The 23,711-nt window shown below is 42.2% G+C and carries 24 protein-coding genes; 3 read left to right on the plus strand and 21 right to left on the minus strand.

The window, feature by feature from the left end; genetic code table 11:
- Positions 1–356: 356 nt before the first annotated feature.
- The 12 genes from KQI32_RS11345 to KQI32_RS11400 form a co-directional block, all read right to left on the minus strand.
- Complete coding sequence (locus KQI32_RS11345) at positions 357–1,670, minus strand: SPFH domain-containing protein (protein ID WP_216425306.1); 1,314 nt, start codon at positions 1,668–1,670, stop codon at positions 357–359.
- Between the two features lie 21 nt (positions 1,671–1,691).
- The gene (locus KQI32_RS11350; protein ID WP_216425308.1) at positions 1,692–2,216 is read right to left on the minus strand and encodes a hypothetical protein; all 525 of its coding nucleotides are present in this window, start codon (positions 2,214–2,216) and stop codon (positions 1,692–1,694) included.
- A gap of 4 nt (positions 2,217–2,220) precedes the next feature.
- Positions 2,221–3,402: a leucine-rich repeat protein gene (locus KQI32_RS11355; RefSeq protein ID WP_216425310.1), complete on the minus strand. Its 1,182-nt coding sequence runs from the start codon at positions 3,400–3,402 to the stop codon at positions 2,221–2,223.
- A gap of 17 nt (positions 3,403–3,419) precedes the next feature.
- Complete coding sequence (locus KQI32_RS11360) at positions 3,420–4,436, minus strand: hypothetical protein (protein ID WP_216425312.1); 1,017 nt, start codon at positions 4,434–4,436, stop codon at positions 3,420–3,422.
- A 25-nt stretch (positions 4,437–4,461) separates the two neighbouring features.
- Complete coding sequence (locus tag KQI32_RS11365) at positions 4,462–5,340, minus strand: DUF4428 domain-containing protein (RefSeq protein ID WP_216425314.1); 879 nt, start codon at positions 5,338–5,340, stop codon at positions 4,462–4,464.
- A gap of 34 nt (positions 5,341–5,374) precedes the next feature.
- The gene (locus KQI32_RS11370) at positions 5,375–5,950 is read right to left on the minus strand and encodes a hypothetical protein (protein ID WP_216425317.1); all 576 of its coding nucleotides are present in this window, start codon (positions 5,948–5,950) and stop codon (positions 5,375–5,377) included.
- A 2-nt stretch (positions 5,951–5,952) separates the two neighbouring features.
- A complete protein-coding gene (locus tag KQI32_RS11375; protein ID WP_216425319.1) occupies positions 5,953–6,795 on the minus strand; it encodes a TMEM43 family protein in 843 nt (280 codons plus the stop codon).
- Positions 6,796–6,852: 57 nt separating this feature from the next.
- On the minus strand, positions 6,853–8,481 hold the full coding sequence (locus tag KQI32_RS11380) for an S-layer homology domain-containing protein (protein ID WP_216425328.1): 1,629 nt from the start codon (positions 8,479–8,481) through the stop codon (positions 6,853–6,855).
- Positions 8,482–8,512: 31 nt separating this feature from the next.
- A complete protein-coding gene (locus KQI32_RS11385) occupies positions 8,513–9,214 on the minus strand; it encodes a hypothetical protein (protein ID WP_154557441.1) in 702 nt (233 codons plus the stop codon).
- Between the two features lie 30 nt (positions 9,215–9,244).
- Positions 9,245–10,024, minus strand: a complete 780-nt coding sequence (locus KQI32_RS11390) for a TPM domain-containing protein (protein ID WP_216425329.1) — start codon at positions 10,022–10,024, stop codon at positions 9,245–9,247.
- Between the two features lie 12 nt (positions 10,025–10,036).
- Positions 10,037–11,116 carry a hypothetical protein gene (locus tag KQI32_RS11395; protein WP_154557439.1) on the minus strand — a complete coding sequence of 360 codons (1,080 nt, stop codon included), beginning with the start codon at positions 11,114–11,116 and terminating at the stop codon, positions 10,037–10,039.
- 186 nt (positions 11,117–11,302) lie between these two features.
- A complete protein-coding gene (locus tag KQI32_RS11400; protein ID WP_216425331.1) occupies positions 11,303–11,698 on the minus strand; it encodes a hypothetical protein in 396 nt (131 codons plus the stop codon).
- Between the two features lie 288 nt (positions 11,699–11,986).
- Here KQI32_RS11400 and KQI32_RS11405 point away from each other — a divergent pair, with 288 nt between their 5' ends.
- Together KQI32_RS11405 and KQI32_RS11410 are read left to right on the plus strand one after the other, a co-directional pair.
- Positions 11,987–13,321, plus strand: a complete 1,335-nt coding sequence (locus tag KQI32_RS11405; RefSeq protein ID WP_216425333.1) for an ABC transporter substrate-binding protein — start codon at positions 11,987–11,989, stop codon at positions 13,319–13,321.
- Positions 13,322–13,338: 17 nt separating this feature from the next.
- Entirely contained in the window at positions 13,339–14,961 is a 1,623-nt protein-coding gene (locus KQI32_RS11410; RefSeq protein ID WP_216425335.1) for a response regulator transcription factor, read from the plus strand.
- A gap of 100 nt (positions 14,962–15,061) precedes the next feature.
- Here the strand turns inward: KQI32_RS11410 and KQI32_RS11415 are convergent, their stop codons facing one another.
- Genes KQI32_RS11415 through KQI32_RS11425 form a run of 3 tightly spaced genes read right to left on the minus strand, consistent with a single transcriptional unit; the run spans position 15,062 to position 16,195 of the window.
- Positions 15,062–15,400 carry a hypothetical protein gene (locus KQI32_RS11415; protein WP_216425337.1) on the minus strand — a complete coding sequence of 113 codons (339 nt, stop codon included), beginning with the start codon at positions 15,398–15,400 and terminating at the stop codon, positions 15,062–15,064.
- A gap of 8 nt (positions 15,401–15,408) precedes the next feature.
- A complete protein-coding gene (locus tag KQI32_RS11420) occupies positions 15,409–15,882 on the minus strand; it encodes a ParB/RepB/Spo0J family partition protein (protein WP_216425338.1) in 474 nt (157 codons plus the stop codon).
- Entirely contained in the window at positions 15,872–16,195 is a 324-nt protein-coding gene (locus KQI32_RS11425; protein WP_216425340.1) for a DUF3848 domain-containing protein, read from the minus strand. The genes KQI32_RS11420 and KQI32_RS11425 overlap by 11 nt, the downstream gene beginning before the upstream one ends.
- A 227-nt stretch (positions 16,196–16,422) precedes the next feature.
- Here KQI32_RS11425 and KQI32_RS11430 point away from each other — a divergent pair, with 227 nt between their 5' ends.
- Positions 16,423–17,448 carry an IS6 family transposase gene (locus KQI32_RS11430; RefSeq protein ID WP_216425343.1) on the plus strand — a complete coding sequence of 342 codons (1,026 nt, stop codon included), beginning with the start codon at positions 16,423–16,425 and terminating at the stop codon, positions 17,446–17,448.
- Between the two features lie 124 nt (positions 17,449–17,572).
- Here the strand turns inward: KQI32_RS11430 and KQI32_RS11435 are convergent, their stop codons facing one another.
- The 6 genes from KQI32_RS11435 to KQI32_RS11455 all read right to left on the minus strand — a co-directional run bounded on the left by KQI32_RS11435 (position 17,573) and on the right by KQI32_RS11455 (position 22,439).
- Positions 17,573–18,763 (minus strand): ATP-binding protein, encoded by a 1,191-nt coding sequence (locus KQI32_RS11435; RefSeq protein WP_216425345.1) that lies wholly within the window; start codon positions 18,761–18,763, stop codon positions 17,573–17,575.
- 149 nt (positions 18,764–18,912) lie between these two features.
- The gene (locus KQI32_RS11440) at positions 18,913–19,848 is read right to left on the minus strand and encodes a C39 family peptidase (RefSeq protein ID WP_253291179.1); all 936 of its coding nucleotides are present in this window, start codon (positions 19,846–19,848) and stop codon (positions 18,913–18,915) included.
- A gap of 38 nt (positions 19,849–19,886) precedes the next feature.
- The gene (locus KQI32_RS13550) at positions 19,887–20,015 is read right to left on the minus strand and encodes a hypothetical protein (RefSeq protein ID WP_256443663.1); all 129 of its coding nucleotides are present in this window, start codon (positions 20,013–20,015) and stop codon (positions 19,887–19,889) included.
- Between the two features lie 34 nt (positions 20,016–20,049).
- A complete protein-coding gene (locus KQI32_RS11445; protein ID WP_216425346.1) occupies positions 20,050–21,477 on the minus strand; it encodes a hypothetical protein in 1,428 nt (475 codons plus the stop codon).
- 34 nt (positions 21,478–21,511) lie between these two features.
- Positions 21,512–22,075, minus strand: coding sequence for a hypothetical protein (locus tag KQI32_RS11450; RefSeq protein ID WP_216425348.1), 564 nt, complete (start codon positions 22,073–22,075; stop codon positions 21,512–21,514).
- 19 nt (positions 22,076–22,094) lie between these two features.
- A complete protein-coding gene (locus KQI32_RS11455) occupies positions 22,095–22,439 on the minus strand; it encodes a cytochrome P450 (RefSeq protein WP_216425350.1) in 345 nt (114 codons plus the stop codon).
- Between the last annotated feature and the right edge of the window lie 1,272 nt (positions 22,440–23,711).

The raw sequence follows: 23,711 nt of genomic DNA on the forward strand, positions 1-23,711 counted from the left end.
CGTTTTTCTTTTCTGCGCTCCCTTTTTAACAGATTGTGCACAGGTCGATCTCCTGTTAGTCCTAATACCTTTTCTATTTCTTTATGTGTCATCCCTTGGTTGAGCATTTCTTTAATTTGAGGCAATAGTTCTAATGTGTGTTGATATTTTCTCGACATAACATTAACCCCCTACTGTAGTATATTATCCTACAATAAGGGGCTTTTGTCTATTGTCCGTTTTTACTGGACTTGTTCATGTGAAATCCAAACGGGGGTTGTTGTGTTGTCAAGCGTTCCCGCTTGGCCTTCTATTCAGTTGCTTATTCATTTCGATCAACTTGTGCAGTATCATACTTGTTATCTCTTACGAAAATTTTATTGCTTATCATTTTCATCAAACACATCACCGCATTCGGGACAGAACTTCGGTGGATTTGCTGGATCTTCCGGCTCCCAACCACACTTATCGCACTTGTACAACGGTGTGCCCGCAGGCTTGGAACTTCCGCAGTTTTGGCAGAACTTACCTTTGTTAAGTGTACCGCAAGAACACGTCCAGCCATCTGCTGACGGCTGTGGTTTTCCGCAATTCATACAGAATTTACCCATATTGCCGCCCTGACCACATTCACAACTCCAGCCAGAAGACGCCGCCTGCTGAGGTTGCTGTTGCTGCTGTTGTCCCATAGCAAAGAGATTAGCCGCATTGGCACCACCTGCATTCTGCGCCATATTCATGCCGAAAAATCCGCCCATAGCGCCCATGCCGCCCTCGTTTTTCGCCGCATCCTGCATAGCTTGAGCCTGCGCACCCACCATATGCGCCGCCGCCATTGTCGGATTGCGGAATGCCGCGTTTCTTTGAATTTCTTTAATCATTTTTTCGTCTTCTTCCGAAGCGTTTACGGAGGAAACACCGAACACAACAATTTCAATGCCTCTTAAATCTCTCCATTTTGCGGAAAGAACGTCGTTTAACGCATCGCCGATTTCCATTGTGTGCGCCGGAAGCGAACTGTATCGGATTCCCATATCCGAAATTTTTGCAAATGCCGGCTGAAGCGCTGTGAGTAACTCCGTTTTCAATTGGCTGTCAATGGTTTCCCGTAGATACATTTCGTCAACATTGCCGCACACGTTTGTGTAAAACAGCAAAGGATTTGTAATTTTGTAGGAATACTCGCCGTGACAGCGGATTGCAATATCTACATCAAGACCTATATTATTGTCTACAACACGAAAAGGCACCGGTGAAGGGGTTCCGTATTTATTGCCTATAATCTCTTTTGTATTGAAAAAATAGACTCTTTGGTCTTTTCCCGGCTCGCCACCGAAGGTAAAACGCTTTCCGACCTCGCCAAAGCTTTTTTTGATGTTCTCGCTCAGGTTTCCATAGAAAATGCTGGGCTCCGTTCCGGTATCGTAAACGAACTCGCCCGGTTCCGCACAGATATCAACCACCTTTCCGCTTTCCACAATCATCATACACTGCCCATCGTTGACATTGATAATCGAACCATTTGAAATAATATTATCCGTTCCTTTTTTGTTTGAGCTTCTGTCTCCGGCTCTCTTTTCGCCTTTTGCCACAAGAACGTCAGCGTCCAAACTCTCACAATAGAAGTAGTCTCTCCACGAATCGGCAAGCACACCGCCTGCCGCGCCTATTCCCGCCTTTAATAATCCCATATATAATACTCCCTTTCAAAATTATTGTTTATACTCTGTTATATCCCATACATCTTCTGTGCATATCAGTTTACCGTTTTCATCTGTTTGCGGCGTAAATTCGTGTCCGCCGTGAGTGTATATGCAAATCTTTACATCTGCGCCGCATTTTAATACAAACGGCGTACCGTCATAAAATTGCAAGCTGTTTTCCGCATCGCCAATTTTGCTGATTTCGGTTTCATCGGCATATCTCGGAATAATAAGATACATTTTATTCCCGCCAAAATCATACTGCTTTATTTTTTTCTTGCTTTCTTCGGATAGACCCGAAAACAGCTTGTCAATATAATATTGAGTGTTTTTCTCCTCACTTAAGTACACAACAGCCCAAAACGGATACCCCTCATATTCATCAAACGGCAGGGGATTTGCGTATTCGGTACGATAATCACCATCAACATATACCATACCCGGGCCGTCCAGAATATCCGGCTTCGGCGCTTTGCACCCAAACAGATTTGCAAAAATAGTAATGATTGAAATAAACTTCACAAGTTTCACCATGTTCTTAACCTTTTGACAACCCAATCCGCATATCATTACATAAAATTCTTGCAATAAACGCCGCCGCTTCGCTGCGTTTTACCTGTGCATTCGGATAAAAGGTCATATATTCGTCACTTCCTACCGCAATTCCCCTGCGATAGAGATCAAGAATTTCATATGCAAAAGCTGTTGTATCATATACATCGGGAATATCTGTCAGCGGAACATCGGGATTGATTTCATAAGGCTCGGTATCACAACGAGAGAACATATATGCCATTTCCGCTCTCGTTGCATTTTTATCCCAGTCAAAGGAAATGTGATCGTCTATGATATTGTTATAATAGCAGTAATCTACGTAAACATCATACCAATGCTCGCCATAACCTTGAAATTCCGTTTCTAATCCGCTGTTATAGGCGTGAATACACGCCGCAATTTTGGCCGTCTCCGCACAGGTAAGACCAGCGTCGGGATCAAAAACAGTTTGACTTTTTCCATTTATGATTCCGAAACTATATGCCGTCTCTACATACGGATAGTACCACGCATCATTATTCACGTCTTCAAACGGCAGAGAAACGTCCTCTAAGTACTTGCTTCCCTTAAAGCCGCAATCTTCGCAGTAAATCATATTTTCACCGAAAATATCCTTTTCGGTCATACTTTCCACAAGCGAGGAATGAATTTTTCCAAAGTCGAAATTATTGTCGCCTTTCGCATTGGATATTTTTTCTCGCATAACGTCTTCACTTACCGCACACGGAATATCGAACCGTATATAACCCGTGCCTATAAACACATCATAATCAAATTGAACCTGTTCTGAGTTTAACGTAACCACTGAAAGTTCGGAGCAGTTTGCAAAGGCATGTTCGCCTATGGAAGTCACGCTTGCGGGAATATCGACATATGCGGCAGTGCAGCCCTCAAAAGCGTTTGTATTGATTTCCTCAATTCCTTCTTCTATATATACTGAAGAAATTCCAATGTCGAAAAACGCCATTACGCCAATTTCCTTGATTTTTGTTCCGTCAATTTCAGTAGGTACAACAACATTTTCTCCACCGTAATATGACGTTATAACGCCGGCAGCAGTATATTCATAATCTCCGTCCGATGATTTTAATACATCAGGCTCTGCAAAAGCAGTAGTATTCACTAACAAAGCAAACAAAGCCAAAATCGCCGCAATTTTCTTCATATTGCTTCACCTCCGCATCAAAATCCCTTGATTCTGTATAATAGTGCCTCGGCAGTGTCATCTGCTCTTTTTGCGCCGCAAAGCGCCAGCACAGAACCGTCTTCCATAGGAACGAATTTTTTCAGCCAAACAGCCTCTTCTACACCGAACAGTGATTTTGTTGAATCGCTTTTTCCAATAAAAGTTCCGTCGTTTTTGATAAGATGGATTGTGGAAACAGAGGCGGTCATATATCCGTTTTCCGTTTCCGTCATAGCGCTGATACCATTACCAAATAATTTCTCGCTGCTTCTTGCTATTTCGTTTCCGGCAGTATCAAACGCAACAAGTTTCTGTTCATTTTCGATTGAACCTGCCACAAGCGCATGATTTCCTACCACCTCAATTGCTGCGACTTTGGTGAACGGCCCTTTTATCTGCGCGGGGTCGCTTGATCTGAGTCGGGAAATTACCCACGGTGTTGCTGTACCCCCGGAAATTTTTGTGATAGCGTCACGTCCCGTAAAATAGGTCAAAGCAAAATCCTCTGTCTGTGAAACACTGATATTTCCGCTTTCTGCCGCTTCGCCTATCTGATTTCCTTCGCCGTCATATATTTTCGCTGCGAACACGCCTCCGTCTGCATAGAGCTGCCCTTTTCCGTCAACGGCAATCCCGGTTGAATTGGAAATATTCATTTCTTTTTCTAAGGTCAGGGCATTGTCTGCAAGCGTATATTTTTTGATAATTTTATCGCCGTTTCCGATATAAACGGTATCGCCTGATACCGCCATACACGGTTTTGATTGGCTTGAAACCTGCATCGGCTCATCAAGATTGACAAGTTCTGCTGTCAGTGTAACATCACCAATAGTTACAGAGCCGGGGGTGGGGTTCAGCGGCTCGGAAACTGCCTTTTGTGTAGGCTCCGGTGTTTGTTTTGAATCCGATGTCACCTGTGTGTCGGTTTTATCATTGTTATCTGTTTTGCCGCCACAGGCAGCAAGGGATATTACACATACAAACGCTAAAATAAGCGCTAATAATTTTTTCATTGATACGTCCTCCTAAACATTAAATTTACGATAATTTTGCCTCTGCTTCGTCTGCACGCCTTGTATAAACCGCCATTCCGCCAGTATTTGCGTCCTCCACAGCGTTGATATTTTTCTCTAATTTCGCTTTTTCTTCGTCCGTAATAGAATCTTCTCCGTTTTTCATTGCCTTAAATACAGTACCGAAGGTCTGCGCCATACCAACCGCTCCCTGAAGCTGTCTTTTTTCTTCTTTGCTCATTCCAAAATCAAACAATCCTTTTGAACTGTCGTGAATGCCGAAAATATAATCAAAATGGCATTTTGCATTATGAGCATATTCGGCATCCCTTCTGTTGTTCTTGCTGAAGCAGACCTTGATTTCCTGCTTGATGTATGGATGCGGACGCAAACCCTTTTTGTTGTCCATGTTTATATTGTTCATATTTCCGCCCAAAAGTTTGATTTTCAGACCTCCGCCCTTAAATTCGGGATTCTTGCCCGGTTCGCTTGCCGGCGATTCATCGTAGTATTCCTCATAGCTTGCCACCTGGTCATATCGGAAAAGCTCGTTCATTTTACCTCTGCCGGTGTAACTTCTATACTTAATTCTGAACATTCCCAAATCATCGCAAAATTCAATGCCCGCCTCTTTAAGTGTAGACGGAAAGAGTTCCTTTTTTCCTTCTTTGGAGTAGACCTCTTCAAAAAGCTTGTTCTGTCGTTTCATATATTCAATATGCCCTTTAATTTCGTCTAAAGTCAGTTCGCTCAGCCTTATGTATCTGGAACATTTATCACCGCAGCCATCGCAGAGAAAATCCCCGTTTTTGATTTTTGTGCGGCTCATCACTCCGCACTCATTCCCGCATAACGCACAGGTCTTTTTCCCAAATTTATCTTTGAAAAAACCTCCTAATCCCATTGTTCATACCTCCTTTTAATGTGTTATTTTACATTCAACCGGAATTTCGGCTTGAGATTGCATTTCCGCAATACTCGCATTTGCCGGAGCTTCCGGCGCGGATTCTTGTTGTTCCGTTGCATTTTTCACACACAATGTTGACAAAGCCTGTTTTGCTTCCCTCGCGTCCCGAAAGAATAACGCATGGCGATCCCTGCTTTTGCAAAGTACATTCACAGAATACCCCTTTTTCGAAAAGTTTCTCAAGTTCGGAAAGTACCTTGAACGGTGGTTTTCCGGATTGCTTTGCAAGCTCATTGATTGTCACCGTGCCATCGACATCGCACATAAAGATTGAGTTGTAACGATATGCACGCGCCGCCATTCTTCCGTTTTTAATGCCGTTTAACAAGAGCAGTGCGGACGGAACAATCATGACTACATTGGTAATCAAGTTATCGCGAAGATTTTCGTTATACCCTGTAACCCCCGAAATAATTCCAAACAGAAAAACCGCCGTGAAGAATCCGCCTATGATTATTTGTATGTGCTTTTTTATTGTAAGCCTTGCAATTGCAATTTTTGAAATATATGTTCCGCCGTCGGAAAACATTTTTTTATTTGTCCCCATTTTTACTGCCTCCGGAATGCCATCATTCCAACACCGATTATTGCAAGCAATATTCCTGCCACGATGCCGAAAATCGAGCCGCCGCGCACTCCTTTTTTGTTCTCCTCGGCCAATTCCTCCGCAGTCATAATGCCCTTAAAGGTCGTTACCGAATCAATGTCCTCGGCTTTTACGATCGTATCGCCCTTTTGCATGCCGATAATCGTATATTCGAGCGGATCGTCGGGCGAAACGATGCCGTAGGATATTTTTTGAGATCCGTATCCCGTTGATGAGTACATACCTGTTGTTTTTTTCGGCAGCCAATGTTCTTTTGAAACGCAGTAGCGGCTTTCTTTTCCGCCCGAAAGCACCTTCCAGCCCGCATTAAGGCTCTCCTCGTCATATTGCGTAAATTCGGTGTTTCTTATAATGGGATTGAGCAGCTTGCTTTCCACCTTAAACTCACCGAGCACGGTAGGTGCGGCGAGCACGGTCGTTGTAAGTATCTCGGCATTGATTCCGAAATTCGCCTTTTCGCTGTAGTCGGTATTCTCCGGATGCCAGTCCCACACTTTTTCATCATCGCTGCCGGTATCCTGTTTATAAGTCCAAACCGTTCTTTTCGCCGTTACCCCCGGGAGCTTAACACCCGTTATGGGATCTTGAAGCTGTTCGGCGGCTTTAAGCGTTCCCGAAACAACCACAAGCTTTCCTTCATTGTCGGGAAGAATTCTGCCGTCCTTGATTGTTACCGCAGCTCTGATTCTCTCGTAGGACTGCGGTGCTGACACAAGAGCTTTTACGGCAAGCGAAGCAAAGAGCAAGCCTCCTATAATCAGTATAACGCCAATTATTTTTTTCATAGTCATTCCTCCCTATATATTGAATGAATATTTACTCAAAATATTTACCCTTTACCCTTACAGCCTACCATGTATATTTCTGACGATATATCTCAATATCGCTTCGTTTGAGATAACGCTGTTCCCGTCCGCATCGGTAATGACGCAGCGAAGTCGAATAACTGATTTGGTACTCAGCAGTTTAACCGTATCCGTATCAGCGTCGGTAACGGTGTTTTCATCGGTATTACTGAGTTTGTTCCATGTTTCTCCGTTGCTGACTTCCCATTGATAGCTGTACGGGGCCTTTCCGCCTGCCGCTACTACCGTAAAGGAAACGGTTTTGCCGACTCTTGCCATTACATCTTCGGGTTGTGTAACAATAGACAGTGGTGTGGTTTCCTCTTTTTCAAATGCAACGCCCGCGATTACCTCCGTAACAATAAAGGTACCCAATGTTCTCCCACTGTCGCGCACGGTAAGCTCTTGCCCTACATACCATACGCCTGCGGATTTGGGGAAAATAACAGACACATTTTCTCTTGTTTCGCCGGGAGCAACCGCTTCACCGTTTAAATCGGCAAATCGCCCTGTGACATCGCTTGTATAATAAAACTGTGCTTTATCCTCCTGTGCAATCGGCGTTTTTCTTCCACCCTCCTCAGAAGATAGAAGTTTTAGCGTGCCTTTCAGTCGGTTTGCGATTGTAAAATCAGCGTCTGCGCCAATAACGGCGTCGCCTCTTGCAGCCATATCCTTTGTTATCTCCGCATTGAGCAACAAACCAATATTATCGCCCTTTTCGGCACTGTCCAAATTTTTTCTGTACATTTCAATTCCTGCGGCTGTGGCTTTTGTAACAGTCCCGTCGCTATGTACAATTTGCAGCGCATCTCCCAATTTAATGGAGCCGCTTACCACTTTTCCGGTAAGAATTGTCCCCTTGCCCGTAATGGTAAATACGTCCTCAGCGTACATTAAAAATTGCTTGGAGGTAAGTTCCGTCGGCGTATTTCCGCCGGACGGTTCTTTTGTCGGCTCTGGCTCTTTTGTCGGTTCCGGTTCTTTTGTTGGTTCTGGTTCTTCTCCCATACTGAATAAAATTCGCTTATCCTCATTCATCATACGGGTAAGAATTGCTGCAACCTCACTGCGTTTAATGTTTGCAAGCGGATCGCAGTTATGCGCTTCGTCTACACCCGTAAGAATACCTGCGCGGTAGAGTTTGTAGACAGCCGCTGCATAAGACCGTGAAGAAGGCACATCAGGGATTGCGTCATTGGGGACGTTGTTGATTGCTTTCAGTCCTTCAGCGGGAAGCGCATTTGCGAAAATTTCCATATATCCCGCTCTTGTTGCGTTGTCGTTATAATTATAATTTTTTGAAATAATATGGTTATCCTCGCAATAGTCAACATACGGACGATACCACGGATTGCCTGCTTTGAGGGTAACAGTGCCCTCAAGATATAACTGGTTCATACAAGCCGCCAGTTTAATTGCCTCTGCATAGGTGAGATTATCCTCCGGCGCATAAGAAGTTTCACTTTTTCCGTTTACCAAACCGCTTTCTACTGCAATTTTAACATCATTGTAGTACCACGCTGCCGGCTTAACGTCCTCAAAATTCATTTCTGCGGCAAAGGTCATTGGAATAATGCCTATGCACATTACAATACTTAATAAAAGTGCAATTGTCTTTTTCATTTTTTCATGTCCTTTCAAATAATTTCAGATTTTATGATTGCTTTGTGCACCCGAAAACAAAGTAGTCATCGTCTGTGGAATAATTAACATCAATTCCGTTGTCGGTAATATCCCAGTTTATATTCAGTTCATCACCGTCAAGACTGCCCCAATCACCCACAAGCGACCATTTGTGACTTCCCAAATCCTTTCCCTTAAAGGTAACCTTTGCGGTATGGTCTGCGGCAAACTCCATTTTCAGTTCGTCACCCGAAAATCCTTCAATCGGGTCGCCCAAAACATCTGTGACCGTATGCGACTGCCATATTCCAAGCATTCTCTTATCTGACTCAGGCAAAGTGTTTTCGAGTTTTGCCGCCTCGCTGCCTTCTTTTGCAAAGGTCAGCTTCATTCCCATATTCAGCATATTGTCAAAGGTTATGGTGTCTTGTCCGATTGCACCCACAATGTCTGTGCCGCTTATCTTTACCGTGATATTTTTATCATCATTTGTCCACTTAATGGTATCGCTTTCGCCATTAACGGTCATTGTTCCCTTACCGCCGCTTTTTAGTTCCAAGCCAAAACCGCTGATGTCCTCGCCGGTTAAGGTCATTCCGATTGCTTCGCCCGAAACCGATATGTATTTTCCCTCATACTCTGCATCCGTTCTGCCGCTTCCGCCACAGGCCGAGAGCATAAATACTACGCACAAAACGCCTATCATACCCGCAAAATTCAAATATTTTTTCATGGCAAATTCCTCCTGATTTTTAAATTGTTTTTAATAGCTTCCGCCCCGTCCGCCGTGGCTTTCGCCGGAAGAGGACGTATGACTGCTGGAATTAGATTTTGGTTTCTCCGTTTTGATAACAGTGCTGTAAAGAAATATGTCCCTTGAAAGCGCAAGGTTCATGCTGCCCGGTTTCATATAATTTGCGGCATAATCCTGTTTCACCGCTGTTTTCATCTTTTCAAGCTTACGTTTCATGAAAGCAAATGCAAGCAGCAAAGGCAGGAGCAGAGCGCCGCCGATTACACACAGTAGATATTTCATATCGTACTGCTTTTTGTTAAACGGTTTTCCCTGCGCCGCCATTTCCAAAAGCTCACCCGAATATTCGGCGTAGGCTTTAAACGCTGAATGATAATCATTTTCTGTTAAATACGGCAAAACCTTATTTTCCAGATAAGCAAGCCCGTTATCATTAAAGAAGCTCTCGCCGCTGCCGTGTGTTGTAAACCAATACTTTCTCGGATTTGCGGACACATACAAGAGTATTCCGTCCGCACCGCCGCCCGCGCCGTAACCGTTATAATCGAATATATCGTCCGCTGTGTTCATCGCATCTTCGCCGGACATTACATTCTCTGTGTATATCGCTACATCAAAATTGTATTGTTTGCGAATTTCTTCAAGCTGCTCGGATAGCTCATCAAGTTGGTTTTCTGTGAGATACGCCGCCTCGTCGGTAATCGGAGGGTTTTCAAACACCGCAAATGCCGGAAATGCCGAAGCTGCACAAATAATCATAACAGTAATCGCTAAAATAATCTTTTTCACATGATCACCCCCTTAATGCAGCAGTATGTATGCAACGACCGTTGCCGCTGCATATGCAATACCTGCAACCTTTGCAAAATAACGCCATTTTTTTCCGTTATCGATTGGATATTCGCCGACAACCTTTCCCGTCTGCCCGTTAATTGCAAATTGATATATTTTGTTCATATATTTAATATTGAGCATCCAAACAGGAAGAAGGGAATACCTTATTTTACCGTTTGAAAAGCTGACGCTGCTGTTTTCGGGAATTACAGTGGTGTACCCGTTTGTCGTATCTGAAAATACCGAAATAGTGGAATTTTTCACACGCTCATTTGCTCGCTCTATGCTTTCCTCTGCCGTAACGTCGTACTTATCCGCAAGATAACCCGATAGATAAGCGCCGCTAAACTCCTCGGCATCGTCATAATGGAACGGTTCAACCGCTTCCATATATGCGTCGTCTGCTTTTTTCGAGCCATCTACCGGAATATTTGCAAAGCCGACACTGCCGCTTCTGAACAGTTTAAAACAATCTGTCTTTGTGTAATTGTAATTTGAATCACTCCACGTTGTCACGCGTTCTGCATTGTAGGAAATTGCGGCGTTGCAGTCGCAGTCGAACATCCAGAACGGCACATACACGCCCGCCATTTCTTCAATCTTCTTTTTGTTTTTAAATGCGTCCGGAAGAAACGGGGCATTTTTGAAATCCCCTTCAAAAGCAGCCATCGCCGTCTTTTTATCCACCTTAAAAGGAATGATGTAATCAGGCCGCAGTGCTCCTTCAAACTGTCCCTTCACAATGGTTGACTGACCGCAATACGGGCAGACTGTTGAGCCTAACGTATCATCGCCCGTAATTTCCGCACCGCAGGATGGGCAATTATAATTTGCAAGGTTAATCTCACTGTTATCCTCATAGCTTCTGGGTTCATAATGCTCCCAATCATACTTTGACGCGTTTTGCGTTTCGCCCTCTGCTTCACTGAGCTGCTGTATTGCGTCAAGGGTAAAGTCGTTTCCGCACGATTCGCAATGCAGAGTTTCACCGATGAATATAAGCGCGTCACTACAGCAGGGACATTTATAGCTTTGTATTGTATCCATAACAAGTTCCTTTCTTCAAACTTCTGCCGATTCTCTTCTATCATAAAACGGAAAATTTTTAAGCAGCCTTCCGCCGCAGCTTGAAAGCTGCGGCGGAAGGCTACCATATCAGTTGGGCGTATGACTGTCCGCTTTTCAATATCAATCAGCAAACGACACTGCTGTTTGGTAATAATGTAATATTTATCAGGCTTCCTTTTTGTTTAATACTGCGCCGATTATGTATAATACGGGAAGTGCCAAGCCTGTAATTAGGTTCATTACACTAAAAGAGTTACCTAAAACAGTGCTTATAATATTGCCAGCTATACTGAACAATGCAACCAAAACACCCATTACAATGCAAGACTGCGCCTTTTCCGGTCGTGCACTGTTTTTTACGCCCATAATTCCGGCAATAAATTGGATAACAGCGCCAATCAGCGTTAAAATGCTTGCAAACATCAAACCGCCCGAACTTGTTTCAAGTATTGCCGCCAATGCGCCTACACCGATTACCGCAATGATGCCGCCGATCATTCCAATACTGCCGCCGATAATCATTAAAATACCTGTTACCTTTAAAAATTTTCTTCCTTTCATTGTCCTGTCCTCCTCTTTCTTTTTTACGTCTTCTGCCCAACTGTTCGGTTATCATCAAAACTTTGTTTCCAAACTGCTTGACTATTTTGGCCGGATATGCTATAATAAATAACAATATTTAGAAATGATGCAACCTACAATTTGATTATAAATAATACTTAACTATCTGTCGCTACCCTTGAACGGTAATTGGGGTAGGAAAACGACAGATATTTCTTATTTTTAGGCAAATGGGGTAGGAAAAAGGGTAGTATATGAAAAATATTACTATGAACAAGGAGAACTGATATGAAAAAAACAATAACAACTATTTTATTCATAGCTGTCGCTGTAACACTTACGCTGTCCGGCTGCAATATTCGAAATTTATCTTTGGGCGATAAAACTACAACGCTTTCAATATGGCACGTTTACGGTTCTCAAACCGAATCGCCGATGAACGATATAATAGATGAATTTAATCAAAGCGTCGGAAAAGACAAGGGTATCGTTGTTGAGGTTACTTCCGTAAGCGACTCTGCAGCAATTGACGAAGCTGTTGTAAATGCTGCGGACAGCGGCAATCTCCCCGATATTTTTACAGCCTATCCGAGAATTGTAAACAAAATTGATAAGGATATGCTTTTGAATTGGAACGATTATTTTTCCGAAAAGGAATTAAGCGGATATGTTGAGGATTTTTTAAGCGAGGGATATTTTGACGACAAGTTTCTTATGTTCCCAATTGCAAAATCAACCGAATTATTTTTCTTGAATAAAACGCTGTTTGAAAGATTTTCCGATAATACGGATTTTTCCGATTTCAATAATATTTTTGCTCTGTGCGATAAATATTACGACTATTCGGACGGAAAAGCAATGCTGCAAATAAATGATTATTATCACTTTTTCTTCACTCAAATACATGCTTTGGGAGGAAATTTTATAGAAAATAATAAAATTAACACGGACAGCAAGGAATTTGAAGCGGCGTTTACCCCTCTTGCAAAAGCGGCGATTTATGGCGGACTTTCTACAGACGGCGGCTATGCGTCCGACAAATGGAAAACGGCCGAACTGATAAGTTCTGTCGGCTCTACCGCCGGAATTATGTATATGCGGGATTATGTAACATACGAAAACGGCGACGATGAAAATATTGAAATAAAGGTATATACCTATCCCACGCTTAACGGCACAAACCCTACGGCCATCCAGCGCGGGACAGGTATATTCGGAGTGAAAAGCGACGATAAAAAGAAAAACAAGGCGATTGCGCTGTTTGTAAAATGGCTTACAGAAAAAGAGCACAATCTTCATTTGGCAACGGAAATGGGCTATCTGCCTGTTACAAAAGAGGCGTTTGACGAATTGATGTCAAATCTTGACGCAGTGGAAAATCCAAAGTACCGGCTTGTTTATGAAGCAGTTTCAAAAATGTATGACAATTATTCCTTTATTGCGCTGCCGCTGCTTGATAACAGTGCGGATGTGCAGAAAAATTTTGAACAAAGCGTTAAGACAGTATTAAGCGAGGCGCACAAAACATATATAAAACGTATTGACGGCGGCGAGGATAAAGAAGCGGTAATGAACGAATTACTTACCGTATCACTTAGCTCGCTCAAAAAGCAAATGCGGTAATTGAAAAGAGGATTACAATGACATATCGTTTATCTCAGATTAAAGCTGTTTTGGCAGCCGTAAAAAAGCAAGGAATTTCTATGCAGAAAAAGCTGTTTTTCTATTTTGCTTCTTTGATTTGCGGCTTTCTTGCCGTTGTGATTATTATATTAAATTTTGCAGGTATTCTTAATCCGACAAACAAAACCTTTCAAAGACTGCTTTCTGCTCAATCTGAGGTATCGCTTTCATATATAAAGCACAACACAGCAAAGCTGTCGGCAAATGCCGTGTCTTTTTCACAAAAGCTCTCAACCGATATAAAAAAGACATTGCAGATAAATGCAATGAGTTTTGATGATTTGGGCAATAATCCCACAGCGTTAAAAGCCGTTCAAAGCAATACATATAATACGGTATACACTTATATGCAACTTACTCCGGCAAGCGGCGCGTTTTATTATCTTAATACAACGACAAAACCGGAAAAAGGCAGTTACAGCGGTATATATCTTAAATTCAAAAATCTCAGTACCGAAAATACCATTAACACGGATATCAGTATGTATCACGGTATTTCTTCTGTTGCCAGAGAGAACAAAATTTCCCTTAACAGCACTTGGACACTGGAAACGGAAAAGGGATTGTTTCGCGAAATTGACGAGATGATGGAACAGAAAAACATGAAAACGGCGCAAGAAGGGGTTATGACCTCGCTGTATCAGCTTCCGGGCACTTGGGAACACGCATTTTTCGTGTGTGCTCCGATTGTAAACGATAAAAAAGAGATCATAGGCGTTTGCGGCTTTGAAATAAATTCTTTATATTTTAAGTACATATACAAGAATTCCGTCAGCGACACCGAACATATGGTGCTGACTGTCTTTGATGAGACGGACGATTCTTACAGCGGTATTATCTCTGAATATACGGCTGCCAGTATTATATCGGCAGAGGGGAATTTCAAATATGTTCCAAATACCCCTTTTGATCTTTTCCGTATCAACGATGAAAAGTATATTGGTAAAACGCAAAATTTTTCTGTGGGAGAAAGCAATCATTATTCCGCTGTTATGCTCCCGTATTCGTATTACAGGTATTCCAAATATAAAACACAGCTATTGATTTTTGTGATTTTTCTGCTTATAACGGCAGCGGCGATTATTTGCTGTTCTGTTTTAAGCCGTCGGTATATCAATCCGATAATCAATGATATTGAGGGTTTGAAGCAGGGAACAATTAACAAACAAAATCTGCGTATTCCCGAAATTGTTGATTTACTTGATTTCCTTGAACAAAATGATAGGGATTACGAGCAAAAACTGAGCAGCCTTGAAGAACAAAAGCGGTTGGCGGAACAAGAAGCCGCAAGAATTCAATCCGAGCTTGACCGTATTATTGATAAAAGGAAAAAAGAACTGAGCGATGACGGCGTCAACCATTTTATGCAAAATTTAATCACCTTAACGCCGCGGGAAAAGGACGTTTTTAATTTATATCTTGAGGGATATTCGGGAAAAGAGATTGTTGAAAAACTCGGTTTTACAAATAACGCGCTAAAATTCCATAATAAAAATATATATTCTAAGCTGGGTGTTACCTCCAGAAAAGAACTTATGCAATACGCTGTTATATTGAAACGAAAAAATAACAATATATAAAGTGTTTTTAGTAATATAGAGATTGCCCCGGACATGATTTTAAATGATGAACGAATAAGAAAAATCGGCAGTGTTCAAAACGAACAACTACCGATTTCTTTTATGCACAATGCTCTTTGTGCCAATTATCAAGGATTACCCAAAGTGCTTTTTCACACTGCGTTGCAGTATAATCTTTTGGAAAATATTTTTTTAGCCTATGAAAGTTGATTTTGAGCATTTTGCACTTTTCTTGGTCTAACAAAACCTCCTCAATCTTATCTTCATTTAATTTCTTATCCAAATAAAACTGTTTTAGCTTTGATGCCTGTTTGGTATTGAGCTTGCATTCCATAAAATCCATTTGCTCATTGAGCGCCACTTGTAATTTTACATTCAAAAATGAAACCTCGGCGCCTGCCACAACGGGGATGACCTTTAGATCCACTTTATCAAGCAATGGGAGAATCAATTCCGTAAGGCGAATATATCTGCGTATCTGCCGCCCGCTTTTATCGCTGTCTGCCCGATTATGTCGGCGCTTTCAGCAGTGGAACCGTTTTGTTCATCCTTCTTGCCCTGATGTTTTATAGAATCAAGCTTTAGCTTGTATGCATAGGCTTTTTCGCTCGGCAGAAGATGTTCACGATGCAAATTGCTGTCAACAAGCAAAATAGCTGCTTCGTCATCATCAAGGTCTCTGATTTCTGCCAGTATTTCCTTTACTCCAGCCATCTCACAGGCCCGCTTTCTTCGATGACCTGATATGATTTCATACATACCATTTGACAACTGCCGGACAATAATAGGGATTAATATCCCCATACGCTTTATGCTTTCAACAAGCTCATCCATCGCCTCATCATCAAGTACTTTATACGGTTGTGCTTCAAAATCTACCAAATCACTTACCGCAAGCATTGATATTTTTTTATGTTTCATAGGCATACGTCCTTTCCGGAAGCTTGGCTAGCGTTTCCCTTATAACATTCCTAAAAGCGTCCTGATGAGAATGCTCCGGCTCAACCCATTCCTCATAAATCTGTTCTAAAACATTACCCCGAAACAGCAAAATCCGATTTGCTATTTCTTCGGTAAAATCGTAACCGTTTATCAAGATCAGATAGATTTCTTCTATTGAAAAAATCTTGTATGCACGATCATACAGCTCTGAAGGAGGAAGGGAAAGCATATCATTTTTGAATGCTGTATAAGCATCGTCAATTTTTTGCAATACCTTGTCGATACGTTTCATATAACATCCCTCCGAACAATGTTTTTGGCGATTGCATATCCGATAATATCCTTTGCTGAGTATCTCGCATAAACACTTTTCAACCTTTCATAATAATTTTTCATTTTGTTCCTCCACTGTTTTTCAGCCGTATTGTAAAGTTAAATGAAAGTTGAAGACCCGCCAGCCTTTCTGGTACAATGGTTTTACCACAAACACAAAGTACTCCCGAAAGGAGACGAGTCTTCATGGAAAAATTATACCAAATATGCTGCCCGAAATGCAACAACAAAACAGACTTTTATCGCTATGGAAAAGATGCCCATGGTCATCAAAAGTATCTATGCAAAAAGTGTCGCCATCAGTGGGCTCCGGAAACGCCGTCCAAAGAGCGAAACTCAAATTACCCGGTCTGCCCCGTCTGCGGCAAAGCCATGTATCTGCACCATAGTCAAGAACATTATGACCATTATACCTGCTGCGACAAAAAATGCCGACATTCTGTCTTCGCACCAAAGCCTACTGCCATTTCCGCTCCATCCATGTCCAAACTCTTTGGAAAGACGGATTTTAAGCGGATGCGCTATCCGGTCCATGTAATTCTCATGGCCTTGAGCATGTTTTATCTGGGCAAGAATTCCTTCCGCAATATCGCTTTGATTCTGCGCTCCGTGATGAATGTCCAGGTATCTCACACAACGATCAGCAACTGGTGTACCAAGTTCGCACCCTTGTTCCAAAACATCGCACTACAGCTCATTCCGGCGCTCAATTTCAACTCTGACGAGTGGCACGCCGATGAAACTGTTGTTAAGATACAGGGTGAGAAATACTACCTCTGGCTCATTTTGGACAGCGAAACCCGCTTTGTTCTCGGCTTCCATCTTTCGCCTCACAGGGACAGCCCGCAGGCGTTTTCCATACTGAATGCCGTGAAGCCTATGGGGACTCCGCGGGTCATTGTGAGCGATCGCTACTTTGCCTATCAGATGCCTGTTAAAACGTTGTATGGAGTAAAACACATCCGCGTGGAGAGTTTCCACGATGACATTACCAACAATCTCATAGAGTGCTTCAACAAGCAGTTTAAGGCATGGTACAAAACCAAACAAGGCTTTTCCTCGTTCGCTTATGCAAACAACCTCATTTCCATGTTCCTCTTTTTCTACAACTTTGTCCGCCCACATTCCGCCTTGAACGGCCTTACCCCGGCACAATGCGCCGGTCTCAAGCTGTCCAAAAGGCGCAAACGCGAGCTTTTGCTCGTTGCATAACGTAACTGGCTGATTTCGGGTTCTATTTTTTCATTTTTACTTTACAGAGCCCATTTTTTATAAAAAAAGACTTTCCATACTTTTACAGTACAACAAGTCTTGTGCTTATAGTGTTGTTCTTCTATTACTTTAATAACCAATCGAGTATATTCATCTGTTTGATTCCATTGTGCGATGTGAGAGGCTCATCATCCATCGTAAGCAAATACTTGGGATTGTGATCGGAAATACTGTCAAGCGGTTTTAGCTCCCTGTCAAGCACAGCATCGTCAATGACGGTATAGGCTACCTGATAATATTCAGGACCTTCTTCGCCTATGGCAATAAAGTCTATTTCCGTACTACCGACCTTGCCTACATAAACCTCGTACCCTCGGCGCAGCAGTTCGAGAAATACGATATTTTCTAATATATGCCCTCTGTCTGCTTTTTTTGTTCCGAGCAAATAATACCGAAGCCCGATATCTGCGATATAGTATTTACCGCCGGTTTCAAGAAGCTGTTTTCCCTTTACATCATATCTTTCTGCTTTGTAGATGATGAAACTATCCTGCAATGCTTTCAGATAATTTTCCACAGTATTTACGGATATTTTGTTTCCTGCAGAAGTTAGGAAATTGGCTATCTTGGTAGCTGAGGTAGGATTGCCGATATTATCGAATATAAACCGGATTACGTTTTCAAGCATCGGAACATCAAGTATTTTTTTCCGCGAAACCACATCCTTCAAGACAACCGAATTATAGATGCCTTCCAGATATATGCTTTTCGCCTTTTTACCCGAAAGTTCCAATATATAGGGGAACGAACCGTTTTCAATGTATTCCCGGTATTTTCTTGTCAGGTCTGTGGTATCACCAAGAGCTGTTACATATTCCTTAAAAGAAAACGGCTGCATCTTTATTTCAACATATCTGCCGGACAGCAGTGTAGCAAGCTCGCCCGAAAGGATATTCGCATTGGAACCCGTTATATATAAATCTACATTTTTCTTGATATACAGCCCGTCACAAGCCTCTTGAAAATCCTTCACCTTTTGTACTTCATCCAAAAACACATAATTTTTCTTATCGGGCAAAAGCCGTTCATTGACATAACCATATAAATCTTTATGGTCTTTAATTTCATCAAATTCCGGATCTTCGAGATTGACTGCAAGCATCTGTTCCTCTGCAACACCTGTGCCTTTTAAATATTCCCGGTACAGTTCATACAAGGTAGACTTTCCGCAGCGGCGGATTCCCGTCACAACCTTTATCAATTCTTTATCCTTAAATTCTATCAGCAGATTTAAGTAATCATTTCTCGATATCATGATTTCGCCTCCCATCTTTTTATAAAATGATTATAACAGATTTGCGTCTGTTTGTCAAGTTTGTTCATTCCGTTTAACAAACTTTGCAGGCAGTTGCTATTTATTCATTTTATATTATAACAAGAAATGATAGGAATGATACAGCTTGTTTATTTCGACAAGCACCAGAATGGACCTCCCGCCGCCGCATCGCACCTGGCTTCATTCAATATAATGGATATATCCCATTCCTGCCCGCTGCGTTTATAACTGGCGGGATCGGCAACAAGGACTTTCCCATTTTCCGTTATTCCGCGCAGCACGATAAAATGCCCGCTTGATGTGAAATGTCCTTTCGCCATAATTGCAATGATCAAATGCCCGCTTGCCAAATGCTTTTTAAGCTCTCTTGCGCTGGAACGTCCAAGTTTTTCTACGTTTAACCCATAATGTTTTCCGCCTTCGGGAATCGGGGAATGATAACTGCCATTTCCTTCGCAGCGATGTCCGTTTGCAACAGACCATGCACAAACAGCAGGAGGATCCATCGTTTTATTTGTTAATGTTGATACCACGATTGCAAGCGCAGTAGGGCCGCATCCGGCAGCGCCTATGGTGCTTGACCTGCCATACATTTTATTCGCCCAGCGTTCGTCAAGCTGATTGTAGTAAACAACCTGTGTTTCGCCCGACTCGCCGAGCATTACACCGTCATAGCTCGGCAAGCCTCCCGCGTCTCCAAATTTGCTGTCCGGGTCAAGATACTGGTCTTTTAATGTACCATACATCAATTCTGTCCAGTTCTTTTGCTCATCGTCAAAATCAAGCTCATTCATCATTTCATCGGGCGTTTTATTGTGAATTTCCCCTGTTTCAGCATCAACGCTATAACTGCCTGTAACTGACTTTTCCACATCGCTTTTGCTTATCTCATCAAGGTCTTGCTTTGCCCGCACAGATTCAATGGAAATCAGCCAATAAATATCTGGATTTACTCCTTCAGGCTGCTGTTCTATGGTTTCCTCATAATGCTGGGTTAACGCTGTTCCATGTTCATGCCTTGCAATCAATTCACTGTCCGGAACCGTTCCCCAGCTAAAAAGCATTTGAGGAATTGCACAAATAACAATAATGGGGAGAAGTATTAAAAAATCAATACCGCTAAAATAATTAAAATTACTTTTGGCGATACTGCTTCGACCACACCTTGGGCTACTGCCACAAAATTACCGGAAGCGATACCGCTTCCGGCTTTGACTGCACCTTTTATCATCTGCGCTCCGCGAGCCGCTTTTTGATATCCGCTTCTACTGTTTCCGTTTTCTATTATTCTCACCTCGTTCTGTCATACGGCCGTTTCGTTGTGTATATCGCTGCTGTAAATCATCTTTTTGATAGTAAGTTTTTTTCACTTTTTTATTGACCGCAGCGGGATTATATCTGCCGTGCTTATACTCATGGTTGACTCTCTTTTCCGTTGCTTCTATTCTGCTTTGTATCTGCGTAAATCCAGCATAATTTCTTTCGATGAAATGTTCAGAATTTTTATCAGCGAAATGTTCACTACCGGAATGTTCAGAATGCGTTTGTGTACTTCCGTTCAGATTCATATTGCTTGCGTCTACACCGGCATGATTGCCGCCGATTTTTGCGCTATAAACTCCGCCGCCGGATATGTTACCGCTTTTTTGAATATTTCCTTGCATATCTGAGCGGTTATGTACTGCATCCGACTGGATAGTCATTTGCCCTCCGTTTTGACGCACACTGCCTGACATATTCTGATGAATACCGCCGGTTGAAATGGGAGGTGCAGATACAGGAAAAGGAGTTTTCCCATCCGTTCCTTTTTGATGTGTGCCTTCGCTTACATTCGGTGTATTAGAATGACTCTGCGGATGATTACTGCTGTTTACAACACTCGCCATAGGATTCACGGATTTTGGATAAATACCTGCTGTGCCTCTCGGAATAGGCGGTCTTTGCATTGTTCCATTCTGCTGTACATTTGTAGAATTACTTCCTGATTGTCCGTTATTTTGGATCCCCTGATGTACGGCTGCACCCATATTTCTACCGGACTGAGCGGTATTTGCGATCATTTTAGCGCCCGGCATATTTCCATCTTTAAAGCCCGGAACATTCTGAATTCCCACATTGGAAGTATTGGAATGTGCCGATTCGGGAGTGGGTTTTCCGACATTGGTATGAGGGCCTCCCACATTGGTGCTGGTACTGCCATGATTCACATTCACGCCGCCTCCGCCTGCATATGTATTGGTATTTCCGGCGCTTACAGAGGAAGCTGTACTAACGGTTTGATTGCTTGGCGCTGCGCTGCCATATCCTCCGCTCGGTCTTGGACCGTTTGGATTTGGATTGCGATTTGTGCTGCCGAAACCGCCGTCTTTGCCCGAACTTCGATTTCCGGTTGATTTACCGCCGCTGCCGCCTTTTGCATTCGCCATACTCCGGCTGACTAACGAACCCATTGTCCTCACTGCTACCATTGTCATAACACCGGGGATTCTTGAACCGATTCCTGCGCCTGTCTGTGCAGGATTCAACCCAATCTTCCCAATATGGCTGTCAATTTTTTGTGCAACTCTGGTAAGCGCCACTACAAACACCAGCCAAATCAGAACACCACCTGATGTCATCTGCGACATTGCCGACATAATCAGTTTCAAAAACACGATGTTCATAATCATCATCACAAGCATAGAGCCGTACATTCTGCACCAACCCTTAAAAATATCGTTTGTGTTTTTACTGCCGCCCATTGCAAAAGCAAGGGGGGGCAAAGAAGGTCAGCACCGAAGTTATTACATAACGCTCACCGATTTCAAAGAGCAGCTTTACCATTTGTACCATCAATACTACGCCGACAGTGATAACAAGCAGCCATTTTGCGCCTGCGCCTAAAGAAAACATACTCTCATCAGGCGTAGTTACATTAATCGCGTCCGGCAATTCCAGCATATCAATGACAATTCCGGTAATAGACGAGCCTATATCGCAAATTTGTCTTGAGGCGAGAAGCAGGAAGGCGAAAACAAAGGTACGAAGAAAGAGTATTTTGGGATCTTCCGCCTCGAAGCCTGTCCCCGACATGATAGATTTTAATGACTGAAACACCAGATTTCCTATTAAAAGCGCCCAGCCAAGTGCAATAAATACATTAACAATATCTGAAATAACCGGAGCGGTTTTTTCAAAGTAGGACAAATCCATACCCATTACGCCCAGAAGTTCACCGGAGGCATATGCCATAATATCAAGCATCATTTCATAGAGCCATTCCACCAATCCTTTTAATATCGGTTCTAACATTTTCCTGCCTCCAAAATCGTTAAGTTATCGTATTGAGTCCTTGTAGCAGTGGTCGAACATAAGCTAAAAATGCACCTATTCCATTGATGATTGCCCACGCTATCCATATTCTTTTTAGCCAATCCATACTTTGGTCTACTTTTTGCTGATTATTCGACAGTTTCATTCCAACCACACATACTGTTGTCATAAGCGCCGCCAATACCGTACTGATACCTGCAATTTTGTTGTAAACATCTACAATAATCCTGTTTGCCACTGCCCACATATCTTCAACCGCAAATACCTGCACTGTTAAAAGTGCCATCATATAAATGACAATCGGCAGAACGCGAGTGAAAAATTTTCTTATTCTCTGTTTCATAGCAAATTCCTTTCTGCAAAGTAATGTAATAGACCATTTTGACACTTTCTAAAACGTACTTTTTTAGCTTTGATAGCTTTCCGTGCAGTAGTGGGACAGATATTACATATATCACAAAATTCCTTAAACATTACATATTTTTTATCCATATCAAATCGCCTTTCAGCCCTCTCACCTTTAAGCCTTGAAATTCACACAAATTTTTGATATAATATAATAAAATTATGAATAAGCGTTAAGTTTCCAAGCGGTTAAATTAGATGAGATGGGTTAGTGTATTTGTCAATGGATAGCGATTTACAAACAGTTTCCAAAAAGTTTCCAAAACTCTGTTAAAATTCGTTGAAAAACTTATTGTTGCAAAAATCGTTATTGCAAGCGGATTTCGAGCAAACCAACTTCTGAAATCCGCATAAATACAGGGCTTTGAGCTTCCTTTAACTTCTGCCAAATTGCATCAAAGTATGACAATTGCAACTGATTCGAAATCACTCGAAATCGTTTTGGCGTGATGAGCGCCACGTGGGTTCGAATCCCACCTTCTCCGCCATTTGCGAGGTTTTTGTTGCAATAAAAATCTCGCTTTTTTCTTAAATCTCTCAAATGTTGTCGTAACATTTGAGAGATTTATTGTCTCCGATAAAGTATTTAGTGATGATACCTTTGATGTCGCATCAAAGTGTGAATATATACTTGCAATTGTTGAAAAATCACTGTCCCAAACAATACATGTACATCTTTCGAAGGGACGATATTGTTTTGCCCTTTATCTAGCAGTGAAGAAGCACAAATATGCCTTAGAGTATAGAACCGGACTTTCTTAAGCTCGCGCTTATCGATTATACAATCGAAGTGTTTAGCACATGATTGGTGTAACGGTTTACTCATCTGCTCCACGTATATGTAGTTAAGCTAGTTGTTGCGATAGGATCTTTTGAAGGCGGTGTTTTCTAGCTTCTCTTTCTTTGTAAGAATAGATACTTCATCATCGGGATAAACCTATCGTCCTGCTGCATTTTAATGATACCTTATGGCAGAACGAAATGCTGTTAGAATTTCTAATTTTACTTTTTTTCTCATTTGTATCTCTATATTTAAGTATAAGAAAAAAGATAGATACATGGTGGTTCTCCATGTGTCTATCCTTATTATGTTGGTGTCTTTAGACGTGGAAATAAACCCCCAGTTCTACTGGGGGAAGATAAAAAGCTTAAGCATATGCAAATAAAACCTCCTGAGATATAATAGTAAAAGGTTTGGCAACCGCATTAC

Source organism: Acetivibrio sp. MSJd-27 (assembly GCF_018918095.1).
Taxonomy (GTDB): domain Bacteria; phylum Bacillota; class Clostridia; order UMGS1840; family HGM11507; genus HGM11507.

What these genes read in the sequence shown, in the direction of transcription:
- KQI32_RS11400 (WP_216425331.1), bottom strand. Translation starts at nt 11,698, where the DNA reads ATGAAAGGAAGAAAATTTTTAAAGGTAACAGGTATTTTAATGATTATC.
- KQI32_RS11395 (WP_154557439.1), bottom strand. Translation starts at nt 11,116, where the DNA reads ATGGATACAATACAAAGCTATAAATGTCCCTGCTGTAGTGACGCGCTT.
- KQI32_RS11425 (WP_216425340.1), bottom strand. Translation starts at nt 16,195, where the DNA reads ATGAAACGTATCGACAAGGTATTGCAAAAAATTGACGATGCTTATACA.
- KQI32_RS11430 (WP_216425343.1), top strand. Translation starts at nt 16,423, where the DNA reads ATGGAAAAATTATACCAAATATGCTGCCCGAAATGCAACAACAAAACA.
- KQI32_RS11405 (WP_216425333.1), top strand. Translation starts at nt 11,987, where the DNA reads ATGAAAAAAACAATAACAACTATTTTATTCATAGCTGTCGCTGTAACA.
- KQI32_RS11455 (WP_216425350.1), bottom strand. Translation starts at nt 22,439, where the DNA reads ATGAAACAGAGAATAAGAAAATTTTTCACTCGCGTTCTGCCGATTGTC.
- KQI32_RS11355 (WP_216425310.1), bottom strand. Translation starts at nt 3,402, where the DNA reads ATGAAGAAAATTGCGGCGATTTTGGCTTTGTTTGCTTTGTTAGTGAAT.
- KQI32_RS11350 (WP_216425308.1), bottom strand. Translation starts at nt 2,216, where the DNA reads ATGGTGAAACTTGTGAAGTTTATTTCAATCATTACTATTTTTGCAAAT.
- KQI32_RS11360 (WP_216425312.1), bottom strand. Translation starts at nt 4,436, where the DNA reads ATGAAAAAATTATTAGCGCTTATTTTAGCGTTTGTATGTGTAATATCC.
- KQI32_RS11445 (WP_216425346.1), bottom strand. Translation starts at nt 21,477, where the DNA reads ATGTACGGCTCTATGCTTGTGATGATGATTATGAACATCGTGTTTTTG.
- KQI32_RS11345 (WP_216425306.1), bottom strand. Translation starts at nt 1,670, where the DNA reads ATGGGATTATTAAAGGCGGGAATAGGCGCGGCAGGCGGTGTGCTTGCC.
- KQI32_RS11380 (WP_216425328.1), bottom strand. Translation starts at nt 8,481, where the DNA reads ATGAAAAAGACAATTGCACTTTTATTAAGTATTGTAATGTGCATAGGC.
- KQI32_RS11370 (WP_216425317.1), bottom strand. Translation starts at nt 5,950, where the DNA reads ATGGGGACAAATAAAAAAATGTTTTCCGACGGCGGAACATATATTTCA.
- KQI32_RS11420 (WP_216425338.1), bottom strand. Translation starts at nt 15,882, where the DNA reads ATGAAACATAAAAAAATATCAATGCTTGCGGTAAGTGATTTGGTAGAT.
- KQI32_RS11440 (WP_253291179.1), bottom strand. Translation starts at nt 19,848, where the DNA reads ATGCTTTTTAGCTGGGGAACGGTTCCGGACAGTGAATTGATTGCAAGG.
- KQI32_RS13550 (WP_256443663.1), bottom strand. Translation starts at nt 20,015, where the DNA reads ATGATAAAAGGTGCAGTCAAAGCCGGAAGCGGTATCGCTTCCGGTAAT.
- KQI32_RS11450 (WP_216425348.1), bottom strand. Translation starts at nt 22,075, where the DNA reads ATGTTAGAACCGATATTAAAAGGATTGGTGGAATGGCTCTATGAAATG.
- KQI32_RS11385 (WP_154557441.1), bottom strand. Translation starts at nt 9,214, where the DNA reads ATGAAAAAATATTTGAATTTTGCGGGTATGATAGGCGTTTTGTGCGTA.
- KQI32_RS11435 (WP_216425345.1), bottom strand. Translation starts at nt 18,763, where the DNA reads ATGATATCGAGAAATGATTACTTAAATCTGCTGATAGAATTTAAGGAT.
- KQI32_RS11365 (WP_216425314.1), bottom strand. Translation starts at nt 5,340, where the DNA reads ATGGGATTAGGAGGTTTTTTCAAAGATAAATTTGGGAAAAAGACCTGT.
- KQI32_RS11375 (WP_216425319.1), bottom strand. Translation starts at nt 6,795, where the DNA reads ATGAAAAAAATAATTGGCGTTATACTGATTATAGGAGGCTTGCTCTTT.
- KQI32_RS11410 (WP_216425335.1), top strand. Translation starts at nt 13,339, where the DNA reads ATGACATATCGTTTATCTCAGATTAAAGCTGTTTTGGCAGCCGTAAAA.